This is a genomic window from Pigmentiphaga sp. MLSB6-MA01, from assembly GCF_058793475.1.
Genome location: NZ_JBXAFV010000006.1, coordinates 35,525 through 57,456, shown reverse-complemented (window position 1 = coordinate 57,456; position 21,932 = coordinate 35,525). Strand labels below are relative to the sequence as shown.

Genomic DNA, 21,932 nt, shown 5'->3' with positions numbered 1-21,932 from the left:
CCGCGCTGCTATGCTTGACTCCATTTCATTCCAAAGGAGTCGCGCATGTCCTGGCTTGCCCCCCGATACACGACGTTGTGGCTGGCCGTCCTGGGCACCGCGGGATTCGGCCTGCTGGCCGCGGACGACGCCGACTGGGGGATCCCGGCGCTGATCTTCGCGGCCCTGCTGGCGCTGGGAATCTTCGACCTCCTGCAGCGCAAGCACGCCATCCGCCGCAACTATCCCATCCTGGGCAACCTGCGCTTCCTGTTCGAGTTCATCCGCCCCGAACTGCGCCAGTACTTCTTCGAGGACGACACCAAGGCCGCGCCGTTCTCGCGCAACCAGCGCTCCATCGTCTACCAGCGCGCCAAGCAGGATATCGACAAGCGCCCGTTCGGCACCCAGGAAGACGTGTACGAACGGCGCTACGAATGGATCAACCACTCGATGGCCCCGGTGCACATCGAGAACTTCGATTTCCGCGTGACCGTGGGCGGACCGGACTGTACCCAGCCCTACAGCGCCTCGATCTTCAACATCTCGGCCATGAGTTTCGGCGCCCTGTCCGCCAACGCGGTGACGGCGCTCAACACCGGCGCCCGCAAGGGCAACTTCGCGCACGACACCGGCGAAGGCGGCATCAGCCGCTACCATCGGGCGCCGGGCGGCGACCTGGTCTGGAACATCGGCTCCGGCTACTTCGGCTGCCGCGACGCCGACGGCCATTTCAGCGAGGAAGCCTTCGTGGCCAACGCCACCTCGCCCCAGGTGCGCATGATAGAGATCAAGCTCTCGCAGGGCGCCAAGCCGGGGCACGGCGGCATCCTGCCGGGCGCCAAGGTCACGTCCGAGATCGCCGAGGCGCGCGGCGTGCTGGTGGGCGTGGACTGCAATTCCCCCTCGCGCCATGGCGCGTTCTCCACGCCCATCGGCCTGATGCAGTTCGTGGCGCGCCTGCGCCGGCTCTCCGGCGGCAAGCCCGTGGGCTTCAAGCTATGCGTGGGCCACCCCTGGGAATGGTTCGCCATCGTCAAGGCCATGCTGCAGACCGGCATCACGCCGGACTTCATCGTGGTCGACGGCGCCGAAGGCGGGACCGGCGCGGCGCCGGTGGAATTCACCGACCACGTCGGCGTGCCGCTGCAGGACGGCCTGCTGCTGGTCCACAACACGCTGGTCGGCGTGAACCTGCGCGACCGGATACGGATAGGCGCCTCGGGCAAGATCATCACCGCCTTCGACATCGCGCGCACGCTGGCGCTGGGCGCCGACTGGTGCAACAGCGCGCGCGGCTTCATGTTCTCGCTGGGCTGCATCCAGGCGCAGGCCTGCCACACCGACCGCTGCCCCACCGGCGTCACCACGCAGGACCCGCTGCGGCAGAAGGCGCTGGTCGTGCCGGACAAGGCCGAGCGGGTCTACAGCTTCCATCGCAATACCCTGCGCGCGCTGAGCGAACTGGTGTCGGCGGCGGGCATGGACCATCCGTCCAAGCTGAGCGCCGAGCACATCGTGCGCCGGATCTCGGGCAACGAAGTCAAGCTGCTGGCCAGCCTCTTCCCCTTCCTGAAACGCGGCGAGCTGCTGGCCGGCACGCCCCCCTACGAGGTCTACCGGAAATACTGGCCCATGGCCCAGGCCGAATCCTTCGAGGCCATGCTGCCCCAGACCCAGGCGGCCTCCTGACGGCGGCCTACCTCTCGCCCCGCTTCCGGCCGGCCTGCCGGAAGAAGCGGGGGAACGCCTCGCGCATGGTCGACACCGCCCCCATGTCCACGGCGATACCGGACTGAACGACATGGCGCGGCAGGCCGTGCGCGAACACCGGGAGGGGCTGCTTCAGGAAGCTTCCCTGGCCTCGTGAGTATGTCAGGCCGGACATACCAAAGCGGAAAAGCACCTCTCAGACAGACCATAATGGAGCAAGCCAAAAACTTATAATCAGCTTATAATTTTCATGAACTCGATTCTGTGGACACTGAAGGCAGCCAGGCAACTGCGCAAGCTTGATCGGCAGCATCAGATGGCCATACGAGATGGCGTTTCCTCCCTGGTCACAATGCCTGATTGCCTGCACGTCAAGGCTCTCGCCAATCATCAATACGAATACCGGCCACGGGTCGCCAACTACCGGGTTTTCTTCGATTGGAACGGAAAGATCAGAGTCGTCGAAATTCAAGAGGTGAAAAAGCGCGATGAACGCACGTACTAACATTCAGATCATCAACGGGCCGGATGGCGAGCCCGCCTTCGTGGTGATCCCGTATGGCGAGTACATGGCGCAACGCAATGTAGACAGCGAGCTGATCCCACACGGCGTGGTCGATCGGACCGTAGACGGGGCGACACCCGTTCGAGCCTGGCGCGAACATCTGGGCCTGACCCAGGCCGCCGTCGCCGGACGCCTGGGAGTCAGCCAGTCCGCCTATGCCCAGCAGGAGGGCAGCGGCCGGCTGCGCAAGGCTTCCAGGGAGAAGATTGCCGCGGCGTTGGGCATCAGCCCGGAACAACTCGATTTTTGATGGGAGTCATGCTCCGGCGTTCTGAAGCTGCGCCTCGATGCCTGCCTTGTCGATGACCGACCACACTTCGCGAATCCGCCCGCCACGACAATCATAGAAGACGTTCTCGCAGAACCTCACCCGCTGGCCGTTCACCGGCAGTCCGAGAAAACCGGCCTTCGGCGTCACGTCGAATTGAAGCCGGCTGGCGATACGCGGCGGATCCGCGATCAGCAACTGGATCTCGAAATGCAGGTCGGGAATCCGCATGTAATCGCTTTCAAGCATGGCGCGATAACCCGCGATGCCCAGCAGCCTGCCGTTGTGATGCACCTCGTCGTGGACGAACCGTTCAAGCTCATCCCAATTCTGTGCGTTGAGACAGGCGATGTAGTCGTGATAGAACGATTCAAGCCCGGCTTTATTCATCATCTTGGAGACTATGCAGGAACTGGATGAGCGCTGCGTTGACGGCTCCTGGCGCCTCCTGTTGCAGCCAGTGCCCCGCGCCGGGAATGACCGTGAAGGAACGCAGTTGAGGCACCAGTCCGGGCATCGCCTCGATGATCTGCTCCATACCCGGGATCGCAAGACCCGTATCCCGCTCTCCGACAAGAAACAGCGCCGGGACGTCGACTCGCTTGCCGGCAAAAGCGCCCTGCAACATCCAATTCCTATCCAGGTTCCGATAGTAGTTGAGCCCGCCTCGAAAGCCGCTTTTCCGGAAGCTCTCCACGAAGATATCCAGGTCGGCTTGTTCGAGCCAGGGTGGCAGTGCTTCAGGATCTGGAAGCGCGTCGAGCAGCCCCTGCCCGCGAGCCACCATCCCGAACGGATTGGGGGTGCTTGGATCGGCGCGCGACCCGGCGCTTCCGGAGGCGGCGAAGTAGATCTTCCGGAGGGTTGAAGCGACGTCCCGCTCGAACTCCTGTTCCGCCACGTCCGGCTGGTCGAAGTAGTGCGTGTAGAAGACGGCCTCCGCGGTTTGCGGAAACATCCGGCTGGGTGCAACCGGGGCACGTCCCATCATCGGCACGCCCAACGCCGCCACCGCACGGAATCGATCGGGCCTCGCCTGCGCGGCCTGCCAGGCTATTGTGGCGCCCCAATCGCCGCCCACGATCACCGCGTCACGCGCCCCTTCGGCATCGACCAGGGCAACCAGGTCGCCCACCACATCCAGGGTCGTAAAGTCCGCGGCGGCGGCCGGGCTGTCGCTGTTGCCGTAGCCTCGCAGATCGGGCGCCACCGCATGAAAACCCACTTCGGCAAGCGCGGACAACTGATGCCGCCAGGCGTGGGCCGTCTCGGGGAAACCGTGGCAAAGAAGCACCAGAGGGCCTTCGCCTTCCTCCGTAACGTGAAGCCTGAGCCCGTTGGCTTCCACATGGCGCTGGTTACGATTGCCCATCGATGCTTCTCGCCCATGGTTTTGGATAAAACATGCTACCGTAACTATGAATGTTACGCAAAACCTTGAGCTTCCCATGGCATACGACACCCGGCTTGCCCGTCTACTTCATGTGCTGATCCACATGCATTTGCGTGGAGGTACCACGACCTCCGAAAACCTCGCCAGGATGCTGCACACCAACGCTGTCGTCGTACGCCGGATCATGGCTGCCCTGCGCGATGCGGGTCTCGTCGCGTCGACGGGAGGACGCAACGGCGGGTGGTCGCTCACGCGGGACCTGAGTGCCACGACCGCCAAGGATGTGTATGACGCCATTCCTCACGGCGCGGTCTTTGCCATCGCCCCGGCCGATGACAACCCTCGATGCCCGGTGGAAGGCGCCGTCAATCGACTCATCGTCCAGGCCATGCACGAGTCGGAGCAAGTCCTGCTGGCCCGATTGGCAGGGCATACGCTTTCCGAGCTTGCGCAGGTGGTTACAGAGCCCGCGGGACGGTTTCATCTTGGGGCGGCCCGGCAATGAGAAAAAGCCCCCACGCTTGCCGCTACGCGGCGGCGCTGCCCCCCGAGGGGGCGCTTTTTCATCTTGGGACGGCCCGGCGATGAAAAAAGCCACCGAAACGGTGGCTTTCTTCATCGCGTTGCCGCTCGGATATCAGGCTTCGGCCTGGACCGGATTACGCAGCAGGCCGACCTTTTCGATCTCGATTTCCACCACGTCGCCCGGCTTCATCCAGACCTGCGGATTGCGCGCCTGGCCCACGCCGGCGGGCGTGCCCATGACGATCACGTCGCCCGGCTCCAGGGTCAGCACTTCGGTCAGCAGCTCGATGGTCTCGGGGATGTCGAAGATCATGTCGCTGGTGTTGGCGTCCTGCATGACCTGGCCGTTCAGGCGGCACTTGATCGACAGGCCCTTGGCGGCGGCCGGCAGTTCGTCGGCGGTGACCAGGTGCGGGCCGAAAGCGCCCGTGGCATCGAAGTTCTTGCCGATGGTCCACTGCGGCGTGCGCTTCTGGTAGTCGCGCACCGAAATGTCGTTGAAGCAGGCATAGCCGAACACGAGATCCATCGCCTGGTCGCGCTTGACATGGCGGCCGGTCTTGCCGATCACCACGGCCAGCTCGGCTTCGTAGTCGAACTTGTCGGACACGCGCGGACGCAGCGTGGGTTCGCCATGGGCCAGCAGCGAGGTGGCGCCGCGGAAGAAGAACCAGGGGTATTCCGGCTTGTCGCGGCCGCCTTCCTTGGCGTGGTCGAAATAGTTCAGGCCCAGGCAGATGATCTTGCCGGGGCGGGGCACCACGGGCGCATAGGCGATGGAGTCGGCTGCCAGGCGGGGAGCGGACGACGCGATGGCGGCCTTGGCGGCGGCCTGGAGGTCGATACCGGCCAGCAGCGCGGCGCCCAGGTCCGCCGGGACCTGCGGCTGGGCCTGGTTCAGGTCGATGATGCCGTCATCGGCCAGCACGCCCAGGCGCACGGCGCCATCTTTGCGGAAACTCACGAATTTCATCTCTAACTCCGGTTGTTGGTGAAAAGGCGCGTGCCTGCGCGCACGCGCAAAGACGCCGGCCCCGCGGGGCGCTTGTTCCTTTGGCCCCGCCATTTTATATACATTTTTTAATATTGCAATTTTTTATACATATTTTTTATGATGACGGTCTTTTATACACTTTCATATAAAATCCACCGGGCCGGCACCCTTTGCTCGGCCGGCCCGCAACGGGCCTCATGGAGTTTTCGTGGCTAAGACCCCCGCCCCCCCGGCCGACCCCGGCGCCCCCGCCGCCACCCAGGCCACCACGCTGTACGACCGCATGCGCGCCGACCTGCTGGCGGGCCGGTTGCTGCCCCCCGGGCGCAAGCTGCAGATCGAATTCCTGGGCCACCACTACGGCGCCGGCCAGACCCCCGTGCGCGAGGCCTTGAACCGGCTGACCGCCGACGGCCTGGTGGAGCAGCGCGACCAGCGCGGCTTTGCCGTGGCGGCGGTCAGCCCCGCGGACCTGGTCGAGATCACCAACACCCGCTGCTGGCTGGAGGAAATCGCCCTGCGCAAATCGATGGCGTCCGGCGACGCGCGCTGGGAAGAAGAACTGGTGCTCGCCTTCCATCGCCTGTCCAAGACCCCGCGTTCGCTGCAGGCCGACCGCTTCGAGGCCAATCCCGAGTGGGAACAGCGCCACCGGGCCTTCCACCGGGCGCTGATAGGCGGATGCGGGTCGCGCTGGCTGATCGGCTTCTGCGAACAACTGGCGGACCAGTTGTATCGCTATCGCCAATTGTCGGTGCAGAAGATTTTTCCGGACCGTCCGATCCAGGCGGAGCACGAAGCACTGATGGACGCGATCACGGCGGGAAATGCCGACCTGGCCGTCGCGCTGTTGACCGAGCACTACCAGAAGACCGCGCGGATCGTGCTGGATGACCCCGAGGCCTTCGAGGGATAGGCGGCCGCGCCGGCGTCCCCCTTTGATAAAATCCCCCATGGATCCGAACGAGCGCCCTCCATGGTCTGGACACCCCGAGTCACCGTCGCCGCCGTGATCGAGCGCGGCGGCAAGTTTCTGGTCATCGAGGAAGACACCGACGACGGTGTCAGGCTGAACCAGCCGGCCGGCCACCTCGAAGCCGGCGAATCGCTCGAATGCGCCGTCAGGCGCGAAACCCTGGAAGAGACCGCGCATCCCTTCATCCCGGCGGGGTGGCTGGGCACGTACCTGTGGCGTCCCGACGCCGCCGATGCGCCGACCTTCCTGCGCTTCGCCTTCGTGGGCGAGGCCGGGGAGCCGATTCCCGGCTACGCCCTGGACGAAGGCATACGCCGCGCGTTCTGGATCCCCGCCGACGAACTGCGTGCCCGGCAGGCCGAGCATCGCAGCCCGTTGGTCATGCGCTGCGTGGACGACTATCTGCGCGCGCGGGCGTCGGGCCGGCCTTGGCTGGCGCTGGACGCGCTCTACACTCATTCGGCAATCGTGGATACGCATCATGGCAAGCAGTAAGGGACGCATCGTAGTGGGCATGTCCGGCGGCGTGGATTCGTCGGTCAGCGCCTGGCTGCTGAAACAGCAGGGCTACGAGGTGGTCGGCCTCTTCATGAAGAACTGGGAGGACGACGACGATTCCGAGTACTGCTCGACCCGCCAGGACTGGCTGGACGCCGCCAGCGTGGCCGACGTCATCGGCATCGACATCGAGGCGGTCAACTTCGCCGCCGAATACAAGGACCGCGTGTTCGCGGAATTCCTGCGCGAGTATTCAGCGGGCCGCACGCCCAACCCCGACGTGCTGTGCAACGCCGAGATCAAGTTCAAGGCCTTCCTGGACCATGCGATGCGCATGGGCGCCGAGCACATCGCCACCGGCCACTACGCGCGCGCGCGCCGCGTGGAATCGGGGCCGCAGGCCGGTCGGCATCAATTGCTCAAGGCCCTGGACGGCACCAAGGACCAGAGCTATTTCCTGCATCGGCTGAACCAGGAGCAGTTGTCGCGCACGGTCTTCCCGCTGGGCGAGATCCGCAAGACCGAAGTGCGGCGCATCGCGCACGAACTGGGCCTGTCCAATGCCGCCAAGAAAGACTCCACCGGCATCTGCTTCATCGGCGAACGCCCCTTCCGCGAATTCCTGAACCGCTACCTGCCCACCCAGCCCGGCCCCATCCTCACGCCCGAAGGCCAGCGCGTGGGCCAGCACGTCGGACTGTCGTTCTACACGCTGGGCCAGCGCAAAGGCCTGGGCATAGGCGGCGTGAAAGGCCGCCAGCAGGAAGACGGCACGGCGGATGCCTGGTACGTGGCGAAGAAGGACCTCGCGTCCAATACGCTCTACGTGGTCCAAGGCCATGACCACCCCTGGCTGCTGAGCAACGCCTTGCAGGCGCAGCAGGCATCGTGGATCGCCGGCGAGCCCCCCGCCCCCGGCACCTACGGCGCCAAGACCCGCTACCGCCAACCCGACGCCGCCTGCACCCTGCAACGCGCCGAGGGCGAAGCGTTCGACCTGGGCTTCCCCGACGCCCAATGGGCCGTCACCCCCGGCCAGTCCGCGGTCCTCTACGACGGCGAGGTCTGCCTGGGCGGCGGCATCATTGCCCACCCCGCCACTCCCTGACACGATAGGGGACGCAAGAAAACAAGAACGGCTTCGCCCCGAAAAGGCGAAGCCGTTTTCATCGACCCGCGGCACACAGGAACACCCGTCCCCGCCAGCCCGGCCGTGTACCCCGGGATGCGGTGGATCCGGCTTTGCCGGCCCCCCGCATCGCCCCCTTGAGGGAGCCGCCCGAAGGGCGCTGGGGGCTACCTCACACCGGGCATGTCGAAGCCCAGTTCCTCCAGCTTGCCGATCAGCTCGGCTTCCTGCTCGCCGGGCATCTCGACCAGCGGCGGACGCACCGCGCGCCAGGCGGGGTCCTGCATGAAATACGAGATGACCGCCTTGAGCGCGGGGATCATCGGGTACTTCTGCACCAGTTCGCGGGTCTGGGTGACCTTCTGCTGCAGGGCCTCGGCGTCGGGGCCCTGCCAGTTGGCGTAGAGCTGGCTGATGGGGCCCGGGTTGATGTTGCCGGTGGCCGTGATGCAGCCCTTGCCGCCCGCGCGCAAGCCGCGCAGCAGCAGCGTTTCGCTGGCGGGGAAGACGTCGAAGCCGGTCGAGGCGAAGGCGTCGATGACGGACTTGGAGTAGTTCCAGTCGCCGGACGAATCCTTCAGGCCCACGACGGTGTCGGGGTAGGCCTTGATCAGGCGCTCGATCAGCGGCAGCGAGATCGGCACCTGCGACACCGGCGGGATGTGATACAGGTAGACGCGCAGCGCCGAGTCGCCGACGTTCTCGATGACCTGGCTGTAGTAGCGGAACAGGCCTTCGTCGGGCACGCCCTTGTAGAAGAACGGCGGCAGCATCAGGACGCCGGCCGCGCCGTGCTTGACGGCGGCGGCGGTCAGTTGCGAGGCCTCGGGCACCGAGCACGCGCCGGTGCCGGGCATCAGCCTGGCGCCGGGGATGCCGTCGGCGACGAGCTTGCCCATCAATTCGATCTTCTCGGTGGCCGACAACGAGTTGGCCTCGCTGTTGGTGCCGAAGATGGCCAGGCCGGCGCAGCCGCTGTCGAGCAGCCACTGGCAGTGGCGGGCGAAGCGGTCGGCATCGGGCAGCATGTCGGGCTGGAACGGCGTGACGACCGGGGCAAGCAGGCCTTGCAGGCGGGGAGGTGCGGACATGTCTCTCTTCCTTCTTACGGGGGGTTGATCATTCATGGGGCCGAGCGCCGCGTTGGCCGATGAAACGGCACCCCATCCAGGGCACAGCGGATCCGGCTCCGCCGGGCCGCCAGTGCCGCCCCTCGAGGGGCGCGCGCAAGCGCGTAGGGGTGGGCTCCATCCTCAGTGGGCCTGGATGCATTGCAGGCGGGCCATCGCATTGCTCATGTGCGCATGGGCCGCCTGCCGGGCGGCGGCCGGATCGTGCGCGGCGATGGCCTCGTAGATGGCCTCGTGTTCCATCGTGATGTCGGTCAGCCAGCCGGCCAGCTCGCAATTGCGGCGGCTGATGGAAAGCTGGTTGCGGGTGTAGCGCTCCAGGAACTCGAAGAAATCGTCGTAGACCGGGTTGTTGGCGGCACGCGCGATGGCCCGGTGGAACAGGATGTCTTCCTCGACGCCGTTGCCGCCGCGCGCGCTGGCCTGGTTCAGGACCTTGAGCGCCTGGCGGATGTCCTTGACCTGCGCCGGGGTGGCCCGAGCGGCCGCCAGGGCGGCGGCTTCGGTCTCCACGCCTATGCGCAGTTCGAACACCTGCTGCACGACGGCGTTCGCTTCCTGCCGCTCGCCATCGATGCGGAACGGCCGGCCCGCGGGGGTGGCCGTGACGAAGGCCCCCAGTCCCTGGCGGGTCGTGACCAGGCCATCGGACTTCAGGCGGGCGATGGCTTCGCGCACCACGGTGCGGCTGACGCCGAAATCGGCGGCCAGCCGTTCTTCGGTGGGCAGCCGGCTGCCGGCCTCGCGTTCGCCCGACACGATCTGCGTGGCGAGCACTTCGCTGAGCTGTTCGGCCAGGTTGCTGCTGCGCAAGGGAACGGATGACATGCGGAGGGGGAAAGGCGAGGGATTCAAAACGCGCATATTGCCCGGTCATCATACAACCTGTCAACCAGGGGATGGCCGCCTGCCGGACCGGCCTCGCCTCGCGCGGCCGATTGGACCGGGCATGCTAGGATTCTCCGGGCGACGCGAGGGGAATCGCCACTGGCCGCGCAAGACGGCCACGCCCTTGTATTCGATCGCCACAACGCAACGAGGAGAATTTCATGAAGATTGGGGTCCCGACTGAAATCCGGCCGGGGGAGACACGTGTTGCCGCAACGCCGGAAACCGTGAAAAAGCTGTCGGCGGGCGGCAATCAGGTACTGGTGCAGGCCGGCGCCGGGCGGCAGGCCAGCTTCCCCGACGACGCCTATGCCGCCGCGGGCGCCACGCTGATCCCCGACGCCGCCCAGATCTACGCGCAGGCCGAACTCATCCTGAAGGTCCAGGCCCCGCTGGCGTCCGAACTCGCGCACCTGCGCGCGGGCCAGATCGTGCTGGGCATGCTGAACCCCTTCGACGCGGAAGGCCTGGAAAAACTCGCCGCCACCGGCGTGACCGGCTTCTCGCTCGAGGCCGCGCCGCGCATCACGCGCGCGCAGAGCCTGGACGTGCTGTCCTCGCAGGCCAACATCGCGGGCTACAAGGCGGTCATCGTCGCGGCCGACCACTACGGCCGCTTCATGCCCATGCTGATGACCGCCGCCGGCACCGTCAAGGCCGCGCGCGTCGTCGTGCTGGGCGCGGGCGTGGCGGGGCTGCAGGCCATCGCCACCGCCAAGCGGCTGGGCGCGGTGGTCGAGGCCTCCGACGTGCGGCCCGCCGCCAAGGAGCAGATCGAATCTCTCGGCGCCAAGTTCATCGACGTGCCCTACGAAACCGACGAGGAACGCGAGATCGCCCAGGGCGTGGGCGGCTACGCGCGGCCCATGCCGGCGGCCTGGATGGCGCGCCAGGCGGCGCTGGTGGCCGAACGCTGCAAGCAGGCCGACATCGTCATCACGACGGCGCTCATCCCCGGCCGTCCCGCGCCCGTGCTCGTCAGCGAGGAAACCGTCGCCGGCATGAAGCCGGGCTCGGTCATCGTCGATCTGGCCGTGGAGCGCGGCGGCAACTGCCCGCTGTCCCGGCCCGAGCAGGTGGTCGAGGCGCACGGGGTGAAGATCGTCGGCTACACCAACCTCGCCGCCCAGGTGGCGACCGACGCGTCCGCCCTGTATGCCCGCAACCTGCTGGACTTCCTGAAGCTGGTGGTCGCCAAGGATGGCGCCCCGGCCATCCAGCGCGAAGACGAGATCGTCGCCGCCTGCATGGTGTGCGATGCCAACCGCGTGCTGAGGAACAAGTAATGGAACTCATCGACCACACCATCATCAACCTCATCATCTTCGTGCTGGCCATCTACGTGGGCTACCACGTGGTCTGGAACGTCACCCCGGCGCTGCACACCCCGCTGATGGCCGTCACCAACGCCATCTCCGCCATCATCATCGTCGGCGCCATGCTGGCGGCGGCGCTGACCGACACCGGCCTGGGCAAGACCATGGGCGTGCTGGCCGTCGCGCTGGCCGCGGTCAACGTATTCGGCGGCTTCCTGGTCACCCGGCGCATGCTCGAGATGTTCCGCAAGAAACCCAAGGCCGCCCCGGCCGACGGCGCCAAGCAGGAGGCCCGCTGATGCTCTCGCTCAACGTCGTCACCCTGCTCTACCTGGTCGCCTCGGTGTGCTTCATCCAGGCGCTCAAGGGCCTGTCGCACCCCACGACCTCGCGCATGGGCAATACCTTCGGCATGGTGGGCATGGCCATCGCCGTCCTGACCACCGCCGCGTTGATCGGCAAGCTCGCCGCCGAGCCCCTGGCCGGCCTGGGCTGGGTCGTACTGGGCCTGCTGGTCGGCGGCACCGCCGGCACCATCATGGCCAAGCGCGTGGAAATGACCAAGATGCCCGAGCTCGTGGCCTTCATGCACAGCATGATCGGCCTGGCCGCGGTGTTCATCGCCATCGCGGCGGTGGCCGAGCCGCACGCCTTCGGCATCGCCGATGCGGGCATTCCCATTCCCACCGGCAACCGCATCGAGCTGTTCATCGGCACCTTCGTCGGCGCGATCACCTTCTCCGGGTCGGTCATCGCCTTCGGCAAGCTGTCGGGGCGCTACAAGCTGCGCGTGTTCCGCGGCGCACCGGTGGTGTTCGCCGGCCAGCACATGCTGAACCTGCTGCTGGCCGTCATCATGGTCGGATGCGGCGTCTGGTTCGCGGCCACCCAGGAATGGACGCCGTTCGTCATCATGACGGCCATCGCCTTCGTGCTGGGCGTGCTCATCATCATCCCCATCGGCGGCGCCGACATGCCCGTCGTGGTGTCGATGCTGAACAGCTACTCCGGCTGGGCCGCGGCCGGCATCGGATTCTCGCTCAACAATCCCATGCTGATCATCGCCGGTTCGCTGGTGGGCTCGTCGGGCGCGATCCTGTCCTACATCATGTGCAAGGCGATGAACCGGTCGTTCTTCAACGTGATCCTGGGCGGCTTCGGCGGCGATACCTCGGCGGCCAGCGCGGCGGGCGACCAGCAGCAGCGCAGCGTCAAGTCGGGCAGCCCCGACGACGCGTCCTTCATGCTGACCAACGCCGAGACCGTGGTGATCGTGCCCGGCTACGGCCTGGCCGTGGCGCGCGCGCAGCATGCGCTCAAGGAACTCACCACCAAGCTGACCGAGAAGGGCGTGAACGTGAAGTACGCGATCCATCCGGTGGCCGGCCGCATGCCTGGGCACATGAACGTGCTGCTGGCGGAAGCCGAAGTGCCCTACGACCAGGTGTTCGAGATGGAGGACATCAACTCCGAGTTCGGCCAGGTCGATGTGGTGCTGGTGCTGGGCGCGAACGACGTGGTGAACCCGGCCGCGAAGAACGATCCCAAGTCGCCCATCGCGGGCATGCCCATCCTCGAGGCCTACAAGGCGCGCACCATCATCGTCAACAAGCGGTCGATGGCGGCGGGCTACGCGGGCCTGGACAACGAGCTGTTCTACCTGGACAAGACCATGATGGTGTTCGGCGACGCGAAGAAGGTCGTCGAGGACATGGTCAAGGCGGTGGAGTAAGCCGGTCCGCGCCCCGCGTGCAACGCGCGGGGCGCGCGCCGGTCAGGCGGGGCCGGTGGATACCGGTCCGGCCGCCACCGAAGCGGGCGCGAACGCCAGCGACTCCAGCGCGTACGACTCCAGGACCCTGGTGTCGACGACCGGCCAGTAGCCCGCGGGCAGGCACATCGCGCCCTGCTCGACGCGGACCGGATTCCTCAGCAGGCTTTCCGGCAGTTTCAACCAGCCGTTCATCTCGCCCGTCGTATCGATGGTGTGGCTGGCCACGGCCGCTTCCATCCAGCACGAGATGTCCGTCGCCACGCCATTGCCCAGCACCGGGCGCAGGCCGCTGCGCCCGATGTGGAGCAATCCGTCTCCCAGACGCTGGACGCCGCCCAGCTTGTTGATCTTCACCTTGACGAATGCCACCCCCGCCAGCCCGGCTGCCCGCTCCACGTCGGCCAGCGTGTAGATGGACTCGTCCAGCATGATGGGCACCGGGGCATCGGCCGCCACCCGGGCATTGGCCGCCCAGTCGTGCTTGTCGCAAGGCTGCTCCAGCAGTTCGATGTCCGTGGGGGCCAGTTCCGCCAGGAAGGCCCGCGCCTGCTCCACCGTATAGGCCTGGTTCGCGTCCAGCCGCAGGCGGGCGCGCCCGCGCACGGCCTGCTGGATCCAGCCTACCCGGCGCAGGTCGGCGCCGACGTCGAAGCCGATCTTGACCTTGAAGGTGGCATAGCCCTGCGCGAGCAGGCGCTCGACCTCCCGCCCGAGCCCATCCTCATCCTGCTGCTGCAACGGAACCAGCAGCGGCACGCGCGCCGGCTCCCGCCGTTGCAGGTAGCGATTGCCCTCGGCCATCTCGATGGCCGAGATCATGACCGAAGCCGCGTGCGAGTGCCGCTCCAGATGGCGAGCCAGGCATGCCTTGGCATGCTCCGTATCCTGTTGCAGCAGGCGCCCGGCCCATTCCCGGCAGAACGCCCAGGCCTCCTCGTCGGTCTCGTCGGTGTAGCCCGGCCCCACCACGGTTTCGGCCCAGCCCTGCGCGCCGTTCCGGTCCCGCACCGCGACCACGATGGGGTCGAAGCTGCGGAATACCAGATTGGACACCTTGTAGGGAACGGGCAGCGGCAGGCTCAGGCGATGAAGCTCGATGGCCGCGATCGTGCTCATGCCAGCGCGCTACCCAGGATCTGCGTGCGGTGCATGACCCGGCGGGTATCGCTCGGAAAGCTGTCGCGCCGGTGCATGGTCGCGACGTTGTCCCACATGATCACGTCCCCCACCTCCCAGGTCTGATGCCACGACGCGTCGTCCCGGGCCGTGTGTTCCCACAGGCGGTCGAGCAGTTCCTCGCTTTCGTCCAGGGGCAGGCCGACGATGCTGGCATTGCGGCGGCGCCCCAGGAGCAGGAGTTTCCGGCCGCTGCGCGGATGGGTCGCCACCAGCGGATGCACCCACCCCGGCGTATGACGCGGGTCGTCGCTCACCACCACGCCGCGCCGGACCTCGCCCGCGCTGTTGTACGTGGCGTCGTGCTTGAGCTGCAGGCGCGCCGCCCGCTCGCGCAGCGCCGGCGGCAGCGTATCGAAGGCGTGGTACAGGCTCAGGAATCCGGTGCGCCCGCCGCTGGGGGGCACCTCCAAGGCGTACAAGGCGCACATGGCGGGCGGCGACGCGATGTAGGTCATGTCGGCATGCCACACCGCCTCGCCATCGCCCAGGCCGCCGATGGGCTTGCCGTTCTCGACGACGTTGGAGATCACGGCGACGAACTTCGCCACCTCGTCGTCCTCGCCGCCGGCCGCCCCGCCCGACCCCGCGTAGCCGGGGCTGACGTCGAGCGCCCCGAACTGCCCGGACATGGCCATCAATTGCCGGTCCGTCAGTTGCTGGCCCCTGAGCCTGACGACACCGTAGCGGGATACCGCGTACCGCAGGAAATCCACCTCCTCTTCGCGCAGCGGGCGCGACAGATCGATGCCATCGATATCCGCACCGACGAATTCACCAAGGGGTTCGACACGCATGTTTGATCCTCCATTTAGCGTCATTGTGTTTTGGCCGTTTTCCGGTTCGCCGCCAGCAACCGCGTCCATTGCGCTTCCTGCGCATCGAGCGACGCCTTCAAGCCGGCGCCGATCCGGGCCTCCGGCACGAGCAGCAAGGTCTGGGCGAGAAAGGACCTGAACTCGGGCGTAGTGGCGACCTTGACGATCGCGTGGCTCAGCCTGGCCTTGATGTCGCCGGGCGTCCCCGCCGGCACGAGAAACAGCGCCACCGACTCCTCGCTGACGGGATAGCCCAGTTCCTTCAGCGTGCGCACCTGGGGAAAGGCCGGCAGGCGGTCGGGGGCCGTGGTGGCGAGGATCTTCAGCCTGCCGGCATCGACATCGGGCTTGTAGCCCGCCCCGACGTAGCCGAAATCGATCTGGCGCTGCATGGCGGCCAGCCGCACGTCGACGCCGCCCTTGTAGGGGATGAAGTTGAACTCGACGTGTTCGCTGTCCATCACGCCCCGGATGACCAGCTCGTCGACCAGCGCCTGCTTGCCGAACTGGGTGAAGCCTTTCTTCCGGGTGTAGGCGATCAGTCCCGGCATGTCGTCGTAGGGCTGCTCCGCGCCTGCCACGATGACACTCTGGAAGCGCGCCACCGAAGCCAGGGCTTCGACGCCCGCGGCATTGAACGGCACGACGCCGGCGTGGGCATCGAGCGTCAGGTTCAAGGAAGTGGTGAACCCGACCTGATAACCGTCGGGCCGCGCGCGCGCCAGCGCCTGGGTCATCACGATGCCCCCGGCCCCGGGCTTGGATGCGACGACGACCGGCTGGCCCAGCGACTCCTGCAGCCCCTCGGCGATCTTGCGCGCCATGGCGTCGTAGCTGCCGCCCGCCGAGAACCCCACGGTGATGGTGATCGGGCGGGCCGGCCACGGCTCGGCCCGGGCCAGGGCGGGTGCCAGCAGGCATCCGCACAAGAACAGCGTCGATATAGGAAATTTCATGACCCGCTTGCCTCAAAACGGAGGATACAAGCGCAGTTTATGGATCCTTGTGCAGGACGGACAAACGATATAATCCAATATGATGTTAGAAAAACTTATATCCCCATGTTCCGCCTGCCACCGCTGAAAGCCCTCCGCGCCTTCGAGGCCGCCGCTCGCCACGAAAGCCTCAGCAAGGCGGCGCGGGAACTGAACGTGACCCATGCGGCCGTCAGCACCCAGGTCAAGCTGCTCGAGGAATCCCTGGGCGTGCGCCTCTTTCGCCGCCTGAGTTCCGGCCTGGCGCCCACGCCGCAGGCCATGCGCTACTACAAGACCGTGCACCAGGCCTTCAACCAGATCCACCAGGCCACGACCGACCTCCTGGACAGCGGGGCCGGCGATCCGTTGACGGTCAGTTGCCTGCCCAACATGGCCATGCACTGGCTGCTGCCGCGCCTGTACGGCTTCAACCTGCGCCACCCGGACATCAAGGTGAATGTGCTGACCGCGCCCAGAAGCCTGGACTTCGACCAGGACGCCATCGACATGGCGATCTGGTGGGGAGAAGGCTGGCCCAACCAGATCAGCCGCTATCTGTTCTCGGCGGAGATGGTGCCGGTGTGCAGCCCCGGTTTCCTGGCGTCCACGCCGTTGGATTCCCCCGCCGATCTCGTGCGCGTGCCGCGGCTGCACGTGCAGGGCACCATGGAAGACTGGGCGCTCTGGTTCGAGCATGCCGGCGTCGCGGCCGGGGCGCCGGCCGAGGCCGGCACGCGCTTCGATTCGCTGGCCTTCGCCCTGCGCGCGGCGGCCGAAGGCATGGGCGTGGCGATGGGGCGCCTGCCGCTGATGGAAGACGATGTGCGGCTGGGGCGGCTGGTCTTTCCCTTCGACATCCGCTATCGGCCGCGCAAGGCCTGGCATCTGGTCTACCCGCCGGTCATCGCCAAGGCGCCCAAGATCAAGGCCTTCGAAGCGTGGGTCCTGGAAGAGGCCGCGAAATCGCCCTACCGGCTCGATCGGCCCTGAAGGCCACGGTCCAGCAGCGCCCGCAGCGCCGCCACCAGCGCCAGCGGCTGGTCCAGCATCAGATAGTGATAGGCCTGCGGGATCACGATAGGGCCCCGCCCATGCCGCAGGCAGTCCACGATGCGTTCCGCGTCCTGCTGGCGGATCACGGTGCTGAACTCGCCCCGCACATAGTCCACCGGAATCCCCAGGCCGCGCAGCAGGCCGGCCATGTCCGGCTCGTGCGGGCCGGGCGGCAGGTGGGGATCGAACTTCCATAGCCAGCCCTGCCCTTGCGGACGCAGCGAGAAACGGGCCACGTGATCCACCAGGAAATCGTTGCCGCAAGGTTGCTCGGGCGTGAGCCGGTAACGTGCCCTGGCGCTGGCGAAGTCGGGATACGGATCGGTGCGCGGACGTCGGGCCGGCCCGGCCGAACTCGGCGGACTGTCGGCGAACCGGCAGATGCTGTCGACCGCCACCACGTGCCCGATCAGGTCCGGAAAGTCCGCGGCGGCCCGCAGGGCGCGAGCGCCGCCGAAGCTGTGTCCGACCACAGTGGCGGGCGCCAGCGCGGCATCGGCGATGACCGCCGCGATGTCCTCGGCGAAACCCCGCGCGCTGTACGACGGACGATGGCCGCTGTCGCCCATGCCGGCAAGGTCCATGGCGACCACGCGGTAGCGGTCGGCGAAGTACGGGGCGATGAAATCCCAGTAGCGCGCATGCGCCCGGTAGCCGTGGACGAACAACAGCCCCGGCCGCCCGCCATGCTCCAACCCCCACCCCAGGTAGTGCAGGCGCGCGCCGCCGGCCATGACGAAACGCGATTCGGCGCGATGGGCCAGCGCCTGCTCGAACCAGCCGGGCGCTTCCATGTTCCCGGCCACGCTCAATCCATCCTGGCCCGGGGCTGGGCGCCGCCGCCATCCACCACCGATGCGTGGCGGCCGGACTGAGCGATATCCACCCTTGCCTGGGCAACGAGTTGCAGATGGCGCGCGATGGCCGCGCGCCGCTCCGCCAGCACCAGCTTCTTGGTCAGCCGGGTGGCGCTCATCGAGTTGCCCGCCAGCGCATGCGCCAGTTGCAGCGCCTCGCCATGGGGATCCGGCGCGATCCGGTTGACCAGGCGGATCTCGCGCGCTTCGTCGGCCGAATAGGCGCGCCCCGTCAGCATGATCTCCAGCGCGGCGGCCTCGCCGACGATGCCCGGCAAGGTGATGTCGCTGATGCCGGACAGCATGCCGTGCTCGACCTCGGGAAAGGCCAGGCGCGCGTCCGGCGCGGCCACGCGCATGTCGCAATGGATGGCCAGCGTCAGCCCGAAGCCGATCACATAGCCGTGCAGCGCCGCCACGACCGGCTTGGTCAGTTCCACCCCCACGGAAGGAATGGCGTTGGCCAGGGTATCGGTATCCACCGTCCGGCCGGTGGCTTTCATTTCCTTGAAATCCGACCCTGCCGAGAATGCCTTCGGCCCCGCGCCGCGCAGCACGATCGCGCGGACGTCGTCGCGTGCCTCGGCCTCGCGCCAGATGTCTCCCAACGCCGCCTTGTGTCCGGCGTCCAGGGCATTCAGGCGCTCCGGGCGGTTCAGGGTGACGACGAATACGCCATCGCCGGCGGCTTCGAATTCGATGCTCATCGATGCTCCTTTCCATGCCCGCGTCGGGGCGGGTCCAGACGGAATTCTAGGAATAGTTTGTATAGAGCACAACTTGTGTTTATTATGAACATATCATTCTCCAGCCATCGCCATGAGCATCCCCGCGCTTCTTGAACGAGCCCGCCGGACCTGGCCCGACCGCTGCGCGCTGATCGACGCGGACAGCGGGCGGCGCTACGGCTTTCCGGAACTGGTGGACGAAGTATTCGCCTTCTCGACCCGCCTGCTCGCGGCTTGCGGCACGCAGCCGGGCGACCGTGTCGCGTTGCTGGGAGACGCCACGCCCGCCTTCCTGTTCGCCGACTATGGCGTCATGAGCGCGGGCCGCGTCCGGGTATCGCTGGACCCCGCCCTCGATCCGGCCGAACAGCTCGCCCAGTTGCGCGATTCCGGCGCGAAGGTGCTGCTGTACTGCCCTTCCCACGCCGACCGGGTACAAGCGCTGCGCCCGGCCCTGGCGGACTGCGGCATCGACGCCCGTCCGCTCGACAGCCTGGACACCGCCGTCGGCACGGTCCCGTCCGATGCACCCCCGCCCGTCCCCTGCGAGCCGGGCTGGATCGCGGCGCTGAACTACACGGGCGGCACGACGGGTACGCCGAAGGCCGTCGTGCATACGCATGGCAGCTATTGCGCGGCCCTCCACAACATCGTGGCGGCACGCCGGCCGTGGACGGGCGACCGGATGCTGAACGTTCGGCCGTTGTGGCCGATCGCCGCGATTTCACTGCTGGCCCATCTGCTGCAAGGCGGCACGCTCATTCTCGGCGCCCATTTCGAGCCCCGGCGTTTTCTCGACCTGGTGGCGCGCTACCGGCCGACCTGCACCTCGCTGGTCCCGACGCACCTGGTCCGCATCCTGCGGGCCCTGCCCGAGGGGCACGCCGGCCTCGACTCGCTGGCGTGCATCGAAATCGGCGCCGCCGCCATGCCGCGGGAGCTGTTCGAACAGGCGGTGGCCGTCTTCGGCCCCGTCTTCTCCGTCATCTATGGCCTGACCGAGGCGCCGTGGACCTGCTACCGGCCGCCGGCCGCCACCGCCGAGCTGCTGGCCGATCCGGCCGGCACGCTCGGACTGGTCGGCCCCACGACCGATCGCGCCGACATCGCCATCGGCGACGGCCAGGCGCCCCTGCCCCCGGGCACGGTCGGCGAAGTACTGATACGCGGCGCCCACGTCATGCAAGGCTATTGGAACCAGCCCGGGCTGACGGCAGCGGTCCTGGACGGCGGATGGTTCCATAGCGGCGACCTGGGCTGTCTCGACACCCAGGGGCGATTGCGCATACAAGGACGGGCCAAGGCCATCATCCGCACGGGCGGCAAATCCGTGCAGCCGGCCGAGGTGGAACAAGTGCTGTGCAGCCATCCTTCGGTCCTCGAGGCCGCCGTCGTCGGCATCGCGGACCCCGAGTGGGGAGAGATCGTCGCCGCCGCCATCGTCGCGCGGCCCGGCACCCGCCCCGGCGGCGACGACCTGGCGGCTTTCTGCCGCGAACGCCTGTCCACGCACAAACGCCCCAGGCGCCTGGTGTTCATGGACGCCCTGCCTCGCTCCCATTACGGTAAAGTGTTGACCCGGAAGATCCAGGACGTGATCGCCGCCGCCCGCCAAGACTGACCCTTCTTTAGCGTGAACAGGCCCTAGCCTTGCAGACAACGCCAGAACACCGCCCGCCAGATGCCGATGGCACCGGACGGGTGCAATCCATAGACCGCGCCTTCATCGTGTTGCGCGAACTGGCCAGCACGCCGCAAGGCGCCACGGCGCTGGACCTGTCGCGCCGCACGGGCATAGAACGGACCACCGTCCATCGCCTGCTCAAGACCCTCGTGCACTGGGACATGGTCACGGCCGACGACGGCGTCTATGCGCTGGGACCCGAGTGCCTGCTGTTCGCCACGGCGCACGCCAGCCGGCTCAATGTGCGGCGCGCGGCGCTGCCCTACGCGGTCGAACTGCAGGAGAAAGTCCTGCACGGACGTTCCGCGCTGGTTTCCATCTCGGTACCCGCGCGCGATCGCGCCATCATCGTCGAACGCATCTGGACCCCGCGCACGCCGATGAACGTCATCATCGACATCGGCAACCAGTTTCCGCTGGACGACTGCGCCAGCGGCAAGTCCATCCTGTCCACCTACCCGGACGAACTCTGCCAGGCCACGCTGGGCAAGGCCCGCTTCGACAAAGTCCGCCCCGCGCTGAAAAAAGTCCGCCAGGCAGGCGGCTTCTGCGCCACGGCTGGCCGCTACAAGCGCGGACTGGCCTCGCTCGCCTATCCTTTCCACGGCCGCAACGCCGCCGCGCTGGGCGCCATCGTGGTCTCGGGGCTGGAGCTGGACGACGAGCTCGACGTCGATTCGTCGCTGGCCCAGCACCTGCAACGCGCCTGCGACAACGTTTCGTCCGCGCTGCAGCTCGGCTGAGATCCGTTCAGGACCGCGGGTAGCGGCGCGGCCGCAAGCCCGCATGGAACCAGTTGATCAACGACACGCCGTCGTAGACGGGAACGCCGAAGCGCTCGACGATGTCCGCGCTGAACGGGGTCATGTTGCTGCATTCGGAAACGATGGCCCCCACGTCCGGATGGCGGCGCAGCAGCTCATCGGCCGCGGCCAGCACTTCGGCGCGCATCTCCTCGAACCGGGGCACGACGTCCCCCGACTTGATCGAGGTGACGAACACCGAACCGGCCGGCATGCCCACCACCGGCGTATCGGCCGCCACGCCGACCGCTTCGAGATGCGCCGCATGCAGGTTCTCGCTGCTGAAGGTCAGGATGCCCACCCGCTTGCCGGCCGGCAACAGGCGCTCGGCCAGGGGCACCTGCAGCAGGCTGCTGGTCGCCACCGGCACGCGGCAGGCCTCGGCCAGCTCGCGCTGGAACAGCGCCAGGAAACCGCAGGTGGTGGCAATGCCGTCGACCCCGCCGGCAATCAGGTCGAGCGCCGCCGCCTTGAAATCATCCAGCAGCCCCGATTCCTGCAACGCCATCATCTTGTCCGGCGTGGCGGATTCGACGACGCGATACTGCACCGGGAAATCCCAGGTGCCGGCATGGCCGACGTCGCCCGGCAGCCGTCGAAAACCGGTTTTCACCATCAAGATACCCACGCTGACCCCGTGAAAGGTCTTCCGGCGCGCCACGACCATGCTGTGCTCCCGATCAGTCCG

General features: G+C 67.1%; 25 protein-coding genes. 13 read left to right on the top strand and 12 right to left on the bottom strand.

All coding sequences use genetic code 11. From position 1 onward, the window contains the following. Positions 1-45: 45 nt before the first annotated feature. Positions 46-1,671, top strand: a complete 1,626-nt coding sequence (locus AC1Q6E_RS11895; RefSeq protein WP_152796062.1) for an FMN-binding glutamate synthase family protein — start codon at positions 46-48, stop codon at positions 1,669-1,671. A 7-nt stretch (positions 1,672-1,678) separates the two neighbouring features. On the opposite strand, the gene AC1Q6E_RS11890 is transcribed toward AC1Q6E_RS11895, so the two are convergent. Continuing rightward, positions 1,679-1,867 (bottom strand): hypothetical protein, encoded by a 189-nt coding sequence (locus AC1Q6E_RS11890; RefSeq protein WP_492572795.1) that lies wholly within the window; start codon positions 1,865-1,867, stop codon positions 1,679-1,681. Positions 1,868-1,942: 75 nt separating this feature from the next. On the opposite strand from AC1Q6E_RS11890, the gene AC1Q6E_RS11885 reads away from it, so the two are divergent. Together AC1Q6E_RS11885 and AC1Q6E_RS11880 are read left to right on the top strand one after the other, a co-directional pair. Beyond that, positions 1,943-2,197 (top strand): type II toxin-antitoxin system RelE family toxin, encoded by a 255-nt coding sequence (locus AC1Q6E_RS11885; RefSeq protein ID WP_492572794.1) that lies wholly within the window; start codon positions 1,943-1,945, stop codon positions 2,195-2,197. Beyond that, positions 2,181-2,507, top strand: coding sequence for a helix-turn-helix domain-containing protein (locus AC1Q6E_RS11880; protein WP_152796068.1), 327 nt, complete (start codon positions 2,181-2,183; stop codon positions 2,505-2,507). The genes AC1Q6E_RS11885 and AC1Q6E_RS11880 overlap by 17 nt, the downstream gene beginning before the upstream one ends. Before the next feature lie 6 nt (positions 2,508-2,513). Here AC1Q6E_RS11880 and AC1Q6E_RS11875 read toward each other — a convergent pair whose 3' ends face one another. Then, positions 2,514-2,915, bottom strand: a complete 402-nt coding sequence (locus AC1Q6E_RS11875; RefSeq protein WP_492572891.1) for an ester cyclase — start codon at positions 2,913-2,915, stop codon at positions 2,514-2,516. Further along, a complete protein-coding gene (locus AC1Q6E_RS11870; protein ID WP_492572793.1) occupies positions 2,908-3,897 on the bottom strand; it encodes an alpha/beta fold hydrolase in 990 nt (329 codons plus the stop codon). The genes AC1Q6E_RS11875 and AC1Q6E_RS11870 overlap by 8 nt, the downstream gene beginning before the upstream one ends. Positions 3,898-3,973: 76 nt before the next feature. On the opposite strand from AC1Q6E_RS11870, the gene AC1Q6E_RS11865 reads away from it, so the two are divergent. After that, a complete protein-coding gene (locus AC1Q6E_RS11865; RefSeq protein ID WP_152796072.1) occupies positions 3,974-4,423 on the top strand; it encodes an RrF2 family transcriptional regulator in 450 nt (149 codons plus the stop codon). Between the two features lie 132 nt (positions 4,424-4,555). Here AC1Q6E_RS11865 and AC1Q6E_RS11860 read toward each other — a convergent pair whose 3' ends face one another. Then, positions 4,556-5,416, bottom strand: a complete 861-nt coding sequence (locus AC1Q6E_RS11860) for a fumarylacetoacetate hydrolase family protein (protein ID WP_492572792.1) — start codon at positions 5,414-5,416, stop codon at positions 4,556-4,558. A 229-nt stretch (positions 5,417-5,645) separates the two neighbouring features. Here AC1Q6E_RS11860 and AC1Q6E_RS11855 point away from each other — a divergent pair, with 229 nt between their 5' ends. Genes AC1Q6E_RS11855 through mnmA form a run of 3 tightly spaced genes read left to right on the top strand, consistent with a single transcriptional unit; the run spans position 5,646 to position 8,019 of the window. Beyond that, positions 5,646-6,353, top strand: a complete 708-nt coding sequence (locus AC1Q6E_RS11855; RefSeq protein ID WP_296558126.1) for a GntR family transcriptional regulator — start codon at positions 5,646-5,648, stop codon at positions 6,351-6,353. A gap of 60 nt (positions 6,354-6,413) precedes the next feature. After that, the gene (locus AC1Q6E_RS11850; RefSeq protein ID WP_152796047.1) at positions 6,414-6,908 is read left to right on the top strand and encodes an NUDIX hydrolase; all 495 of its coding nucleotides are present in this window, start codon (positions 6,414-6,416) and stop codon (positions 6,906-6,908) included. After that, positions 6,895-8,019 carry a tRNA 2-thiouridine(34) synthase MnmA gene (mnmA, locus tag AC1Q6E_RS11845; RefSeq protein ID WP_492572791.1) on the top strand — a complete coding sequence of 375 codons (1,125 nt, stop codon included), beginning with the start codon at positions 6,895-6,897 and terminating at the stop codon, positions 8,017-8,019. Before AC1Q6E_RS11850 ends, mnmA begins: the two co-directional genes overlap by 14 nt. 188 nt (positions 8,020-8,207) lie before the next feature. Here mnmA and AC1Q6E_RS11840 read toward each other — a convergent pair whose 3' ends face one another. After that, positions 8,208-9,131 (bottom strand): dihydrodipicolinate synthase family protein, encoded by a 924-nt coding sequence (locus tag AC1Q6E_RS11840; RefSeq protein WP_152795985.1) that lies wholly within the window; start codon positions 9,129-9,131, stop codon positions 8,208-8,210. Between the two features lie 162 nt (positions 9,132-9,293). Further along, positions 9,294-9,998, bottom strand: coding sequence for a FadR/GntR family transcriptional regulator (locus AC1Q6E_RS11835; protein WP_492572790.1), 705 nt, complete (start codon positions 9,996-9,998; stop codon positions 9,294-9,296). Between the two features lie 221 nt (positions 9,999-10,219). Between AC1Q6E_RS11835 and AC1Q6E_RS11830 the strand changes: the two genes are divergently transcribed. Genes AC1Q6E_RS11830 through AC1Q6E_RS11820 form a run of 3 tightly spaced genes read left to right on the top strand, consistent with a single transcriptional unit; the run spans position 10,220 to position 13,106 of the window. Then, positions 10,220-11,344: a Re/Si-specific NAD(P)(+) transhydrogenase subunit alpha gene (locus AC1Q6E_RS11830; RefSeq protein ID WP_152795989.1), complete on the top strand. Its 1,125-nt coding sequence runs from the start codon at positions 10,220-10,222 to the stop codon at positions 11,342-11,344. Continuing rightward, positions 11,344-11,673 (top strand): NAD(P) transhydrogenase subunit alpha part 2, encoded by a 330-nt coding sequence (locus tag AC1Q6E_RS11825; RefSeq protein ID WP_152795991.1) that lies wholly within the window; start codon positions 11,344-11,346, stop codon positions 11,671-11,673. The genes AC1Q6E_RS11830 and AC1Q6E_RS11825 overlap by 1 nt, the downstream gene beginning before the upstream one ends. Further along, positions 11,673-13,106: an NAD(P)(+) transhydrogenase (Re/Si-specific) subunit beta gene (locus AC1Q6E_RS11820; RefSeq protein WP_152795993.1), complete on the top strand. Its 1,434-nt coding sequence runs from the start codon at positions 11,673-11,675 to the stop codon at positions 13,104-13,106. Before AC1Q6E_RS11825 ends, AC1Q6E_RS11820 begins: the two co-directional genes overlap by 1 nt. Before the next feature lie 42 nt (positions 13,107-13,148). Here the strand turns inward: AC1Q6E_RS11820 and AC1Q6E_RS11815 are convergent, their stop codons facing one another. From AC1Q6E_RS11815 to AC1Q6E_RS11805, 3 genes are read right to left on the bottom strand one after another with little or no spacing between them, the layout of a single operon-like run. Next, positions 13,149-14,264: a mandelate racemase/muconate lactonizing enzyme family protein gene (locus AC1Q6E_RS11815; RefSeq protein WP_152795995.1), complete on the bottom strand. Its 1,116-nt coding sequence runs from the start codon at positions 14,262-14,264 to the stop codon at positions 13,149-13,151. Beyond that, entirely contained in the window at positions 14,261-15,121 is an 861-nt protein-coding gene (locus AC1Q6E_RS11810; protein ID WP_296558114.1) for a TauD/TfdA dioxygenase family protein, read from the bottom strand. The genes AC1Q6E_RS11815 and AC1Q6E_RS11810 overlap by 4 nt, the downstream gene beginning before the upstream one ends. Before the next feature lie 20 nt (positions 15,122-15,141). After that, a complete protein-coding gene (locus AC1Q6E_RS11805; protein ID WP_492572789.1) occupies positions 15,142-16,098 on the bottom strand; it encodes a Bug family tripartite tricarboxylate transporter substrate binding protein in 957 nt (318 codons plus the stop codon). A 105-nt stretch (positions 16,099-16,203) separates the two neighbouring features. Here AC1Q6E_RS11805 and gcvA point away from each other — a divergent pair, with 105 nt between their 5' ends. Further along, positions 16,204-17,109 (top strand): transcriptional regulator GcvA, encoded by a 906-nt coding sequence (gene gcvA, locus AC1Q6E_RS11800; RefSeq protein WP_492572788.1) that lies wholly within the window; start codon positions 16,204-16,206, stop codon positions 17,107-17,109. On the opposite strand, the gene AC1Q6E_RS11795 is transcribed toward gcvA, so the two are convergent. Next, positions 17,088-17,978, bottom strand: a complete 891-nt coding sequence (locus AC1Q6E_RS11795; RefSeq protein WP_492572787.1) for an alpha/beta fold hydrolase — start codon at positions 17,976-17,978, stop codon at positions 17,088-17,090. The genes gcvA and AC1Q6E_RS11795 overlap by 22 nt on opposite strands. Before the next feature lie 2 nt (positions 17,979-17,980). After that, positions 17,981-18,736, bottom strand: coding sequence for an enoyl-CoA hydratase/isomerase family protein (locus tag AC1Q6E_RS11790; protein WP_152796003.1), 756 nt, complete (start codon positions 18,734-18,736; stop codon positions 17,981-17,983). A 112-nt stretch (positions 18,737-18,848) separates the two neighbouring features. Between AC1Q6E_RS11790 and AC1Q6E_RS11785 the strand changes: the two genes are divergently transcribed. Both AC1Q6E_RS11785 and AC1Q6E_RS11780 read left to right on the top strand, forming a co-directional pair. Continuing rightward, positions 18,849-20,378, top strand: a complete 1,530-nt coding sequence (locus AC1Q6E_RS11785; protein WP_492572786.1) for a class I adenylate-forming enzyme family protein — start codon at positions 18,849-18,851, stop codon at positions 20,376-20,378. Between the two features lie 80 nt (positions 20,379-20,458). Continuing rightward, positions 20,459-21,184 carry an IclR family transcriptional regulator gene (locus AC1Q6E_RS11780; protein WP_296558097.1) on the top strand — a complete coding sequence of 242 codons (726 nt, stop codon included), beginning with the start codon at positions 20,459-20,461 and terminating at the stop codon, positions 21,182-21,184. 7 nt (positions 21,185-21,191) lie between these two features. Here the strand turns inward: AC1Q6E_RS11780 and AC1Q6E_RS11775 are convergent, their stop codons facing one another. Further along, positions 21,192-21,911, bottom strand: a complete 720-nt coding sequence (locus tag AC1Q6E_RS11775; protein WP_152796009.1) for an aspartate/glutamate racemase family protein — start codon at positions 21,909-21,911, stop codon at positions 21,192-21,194. Positions 21,912-21,932 lie beyond the last annotated feature (21 nt).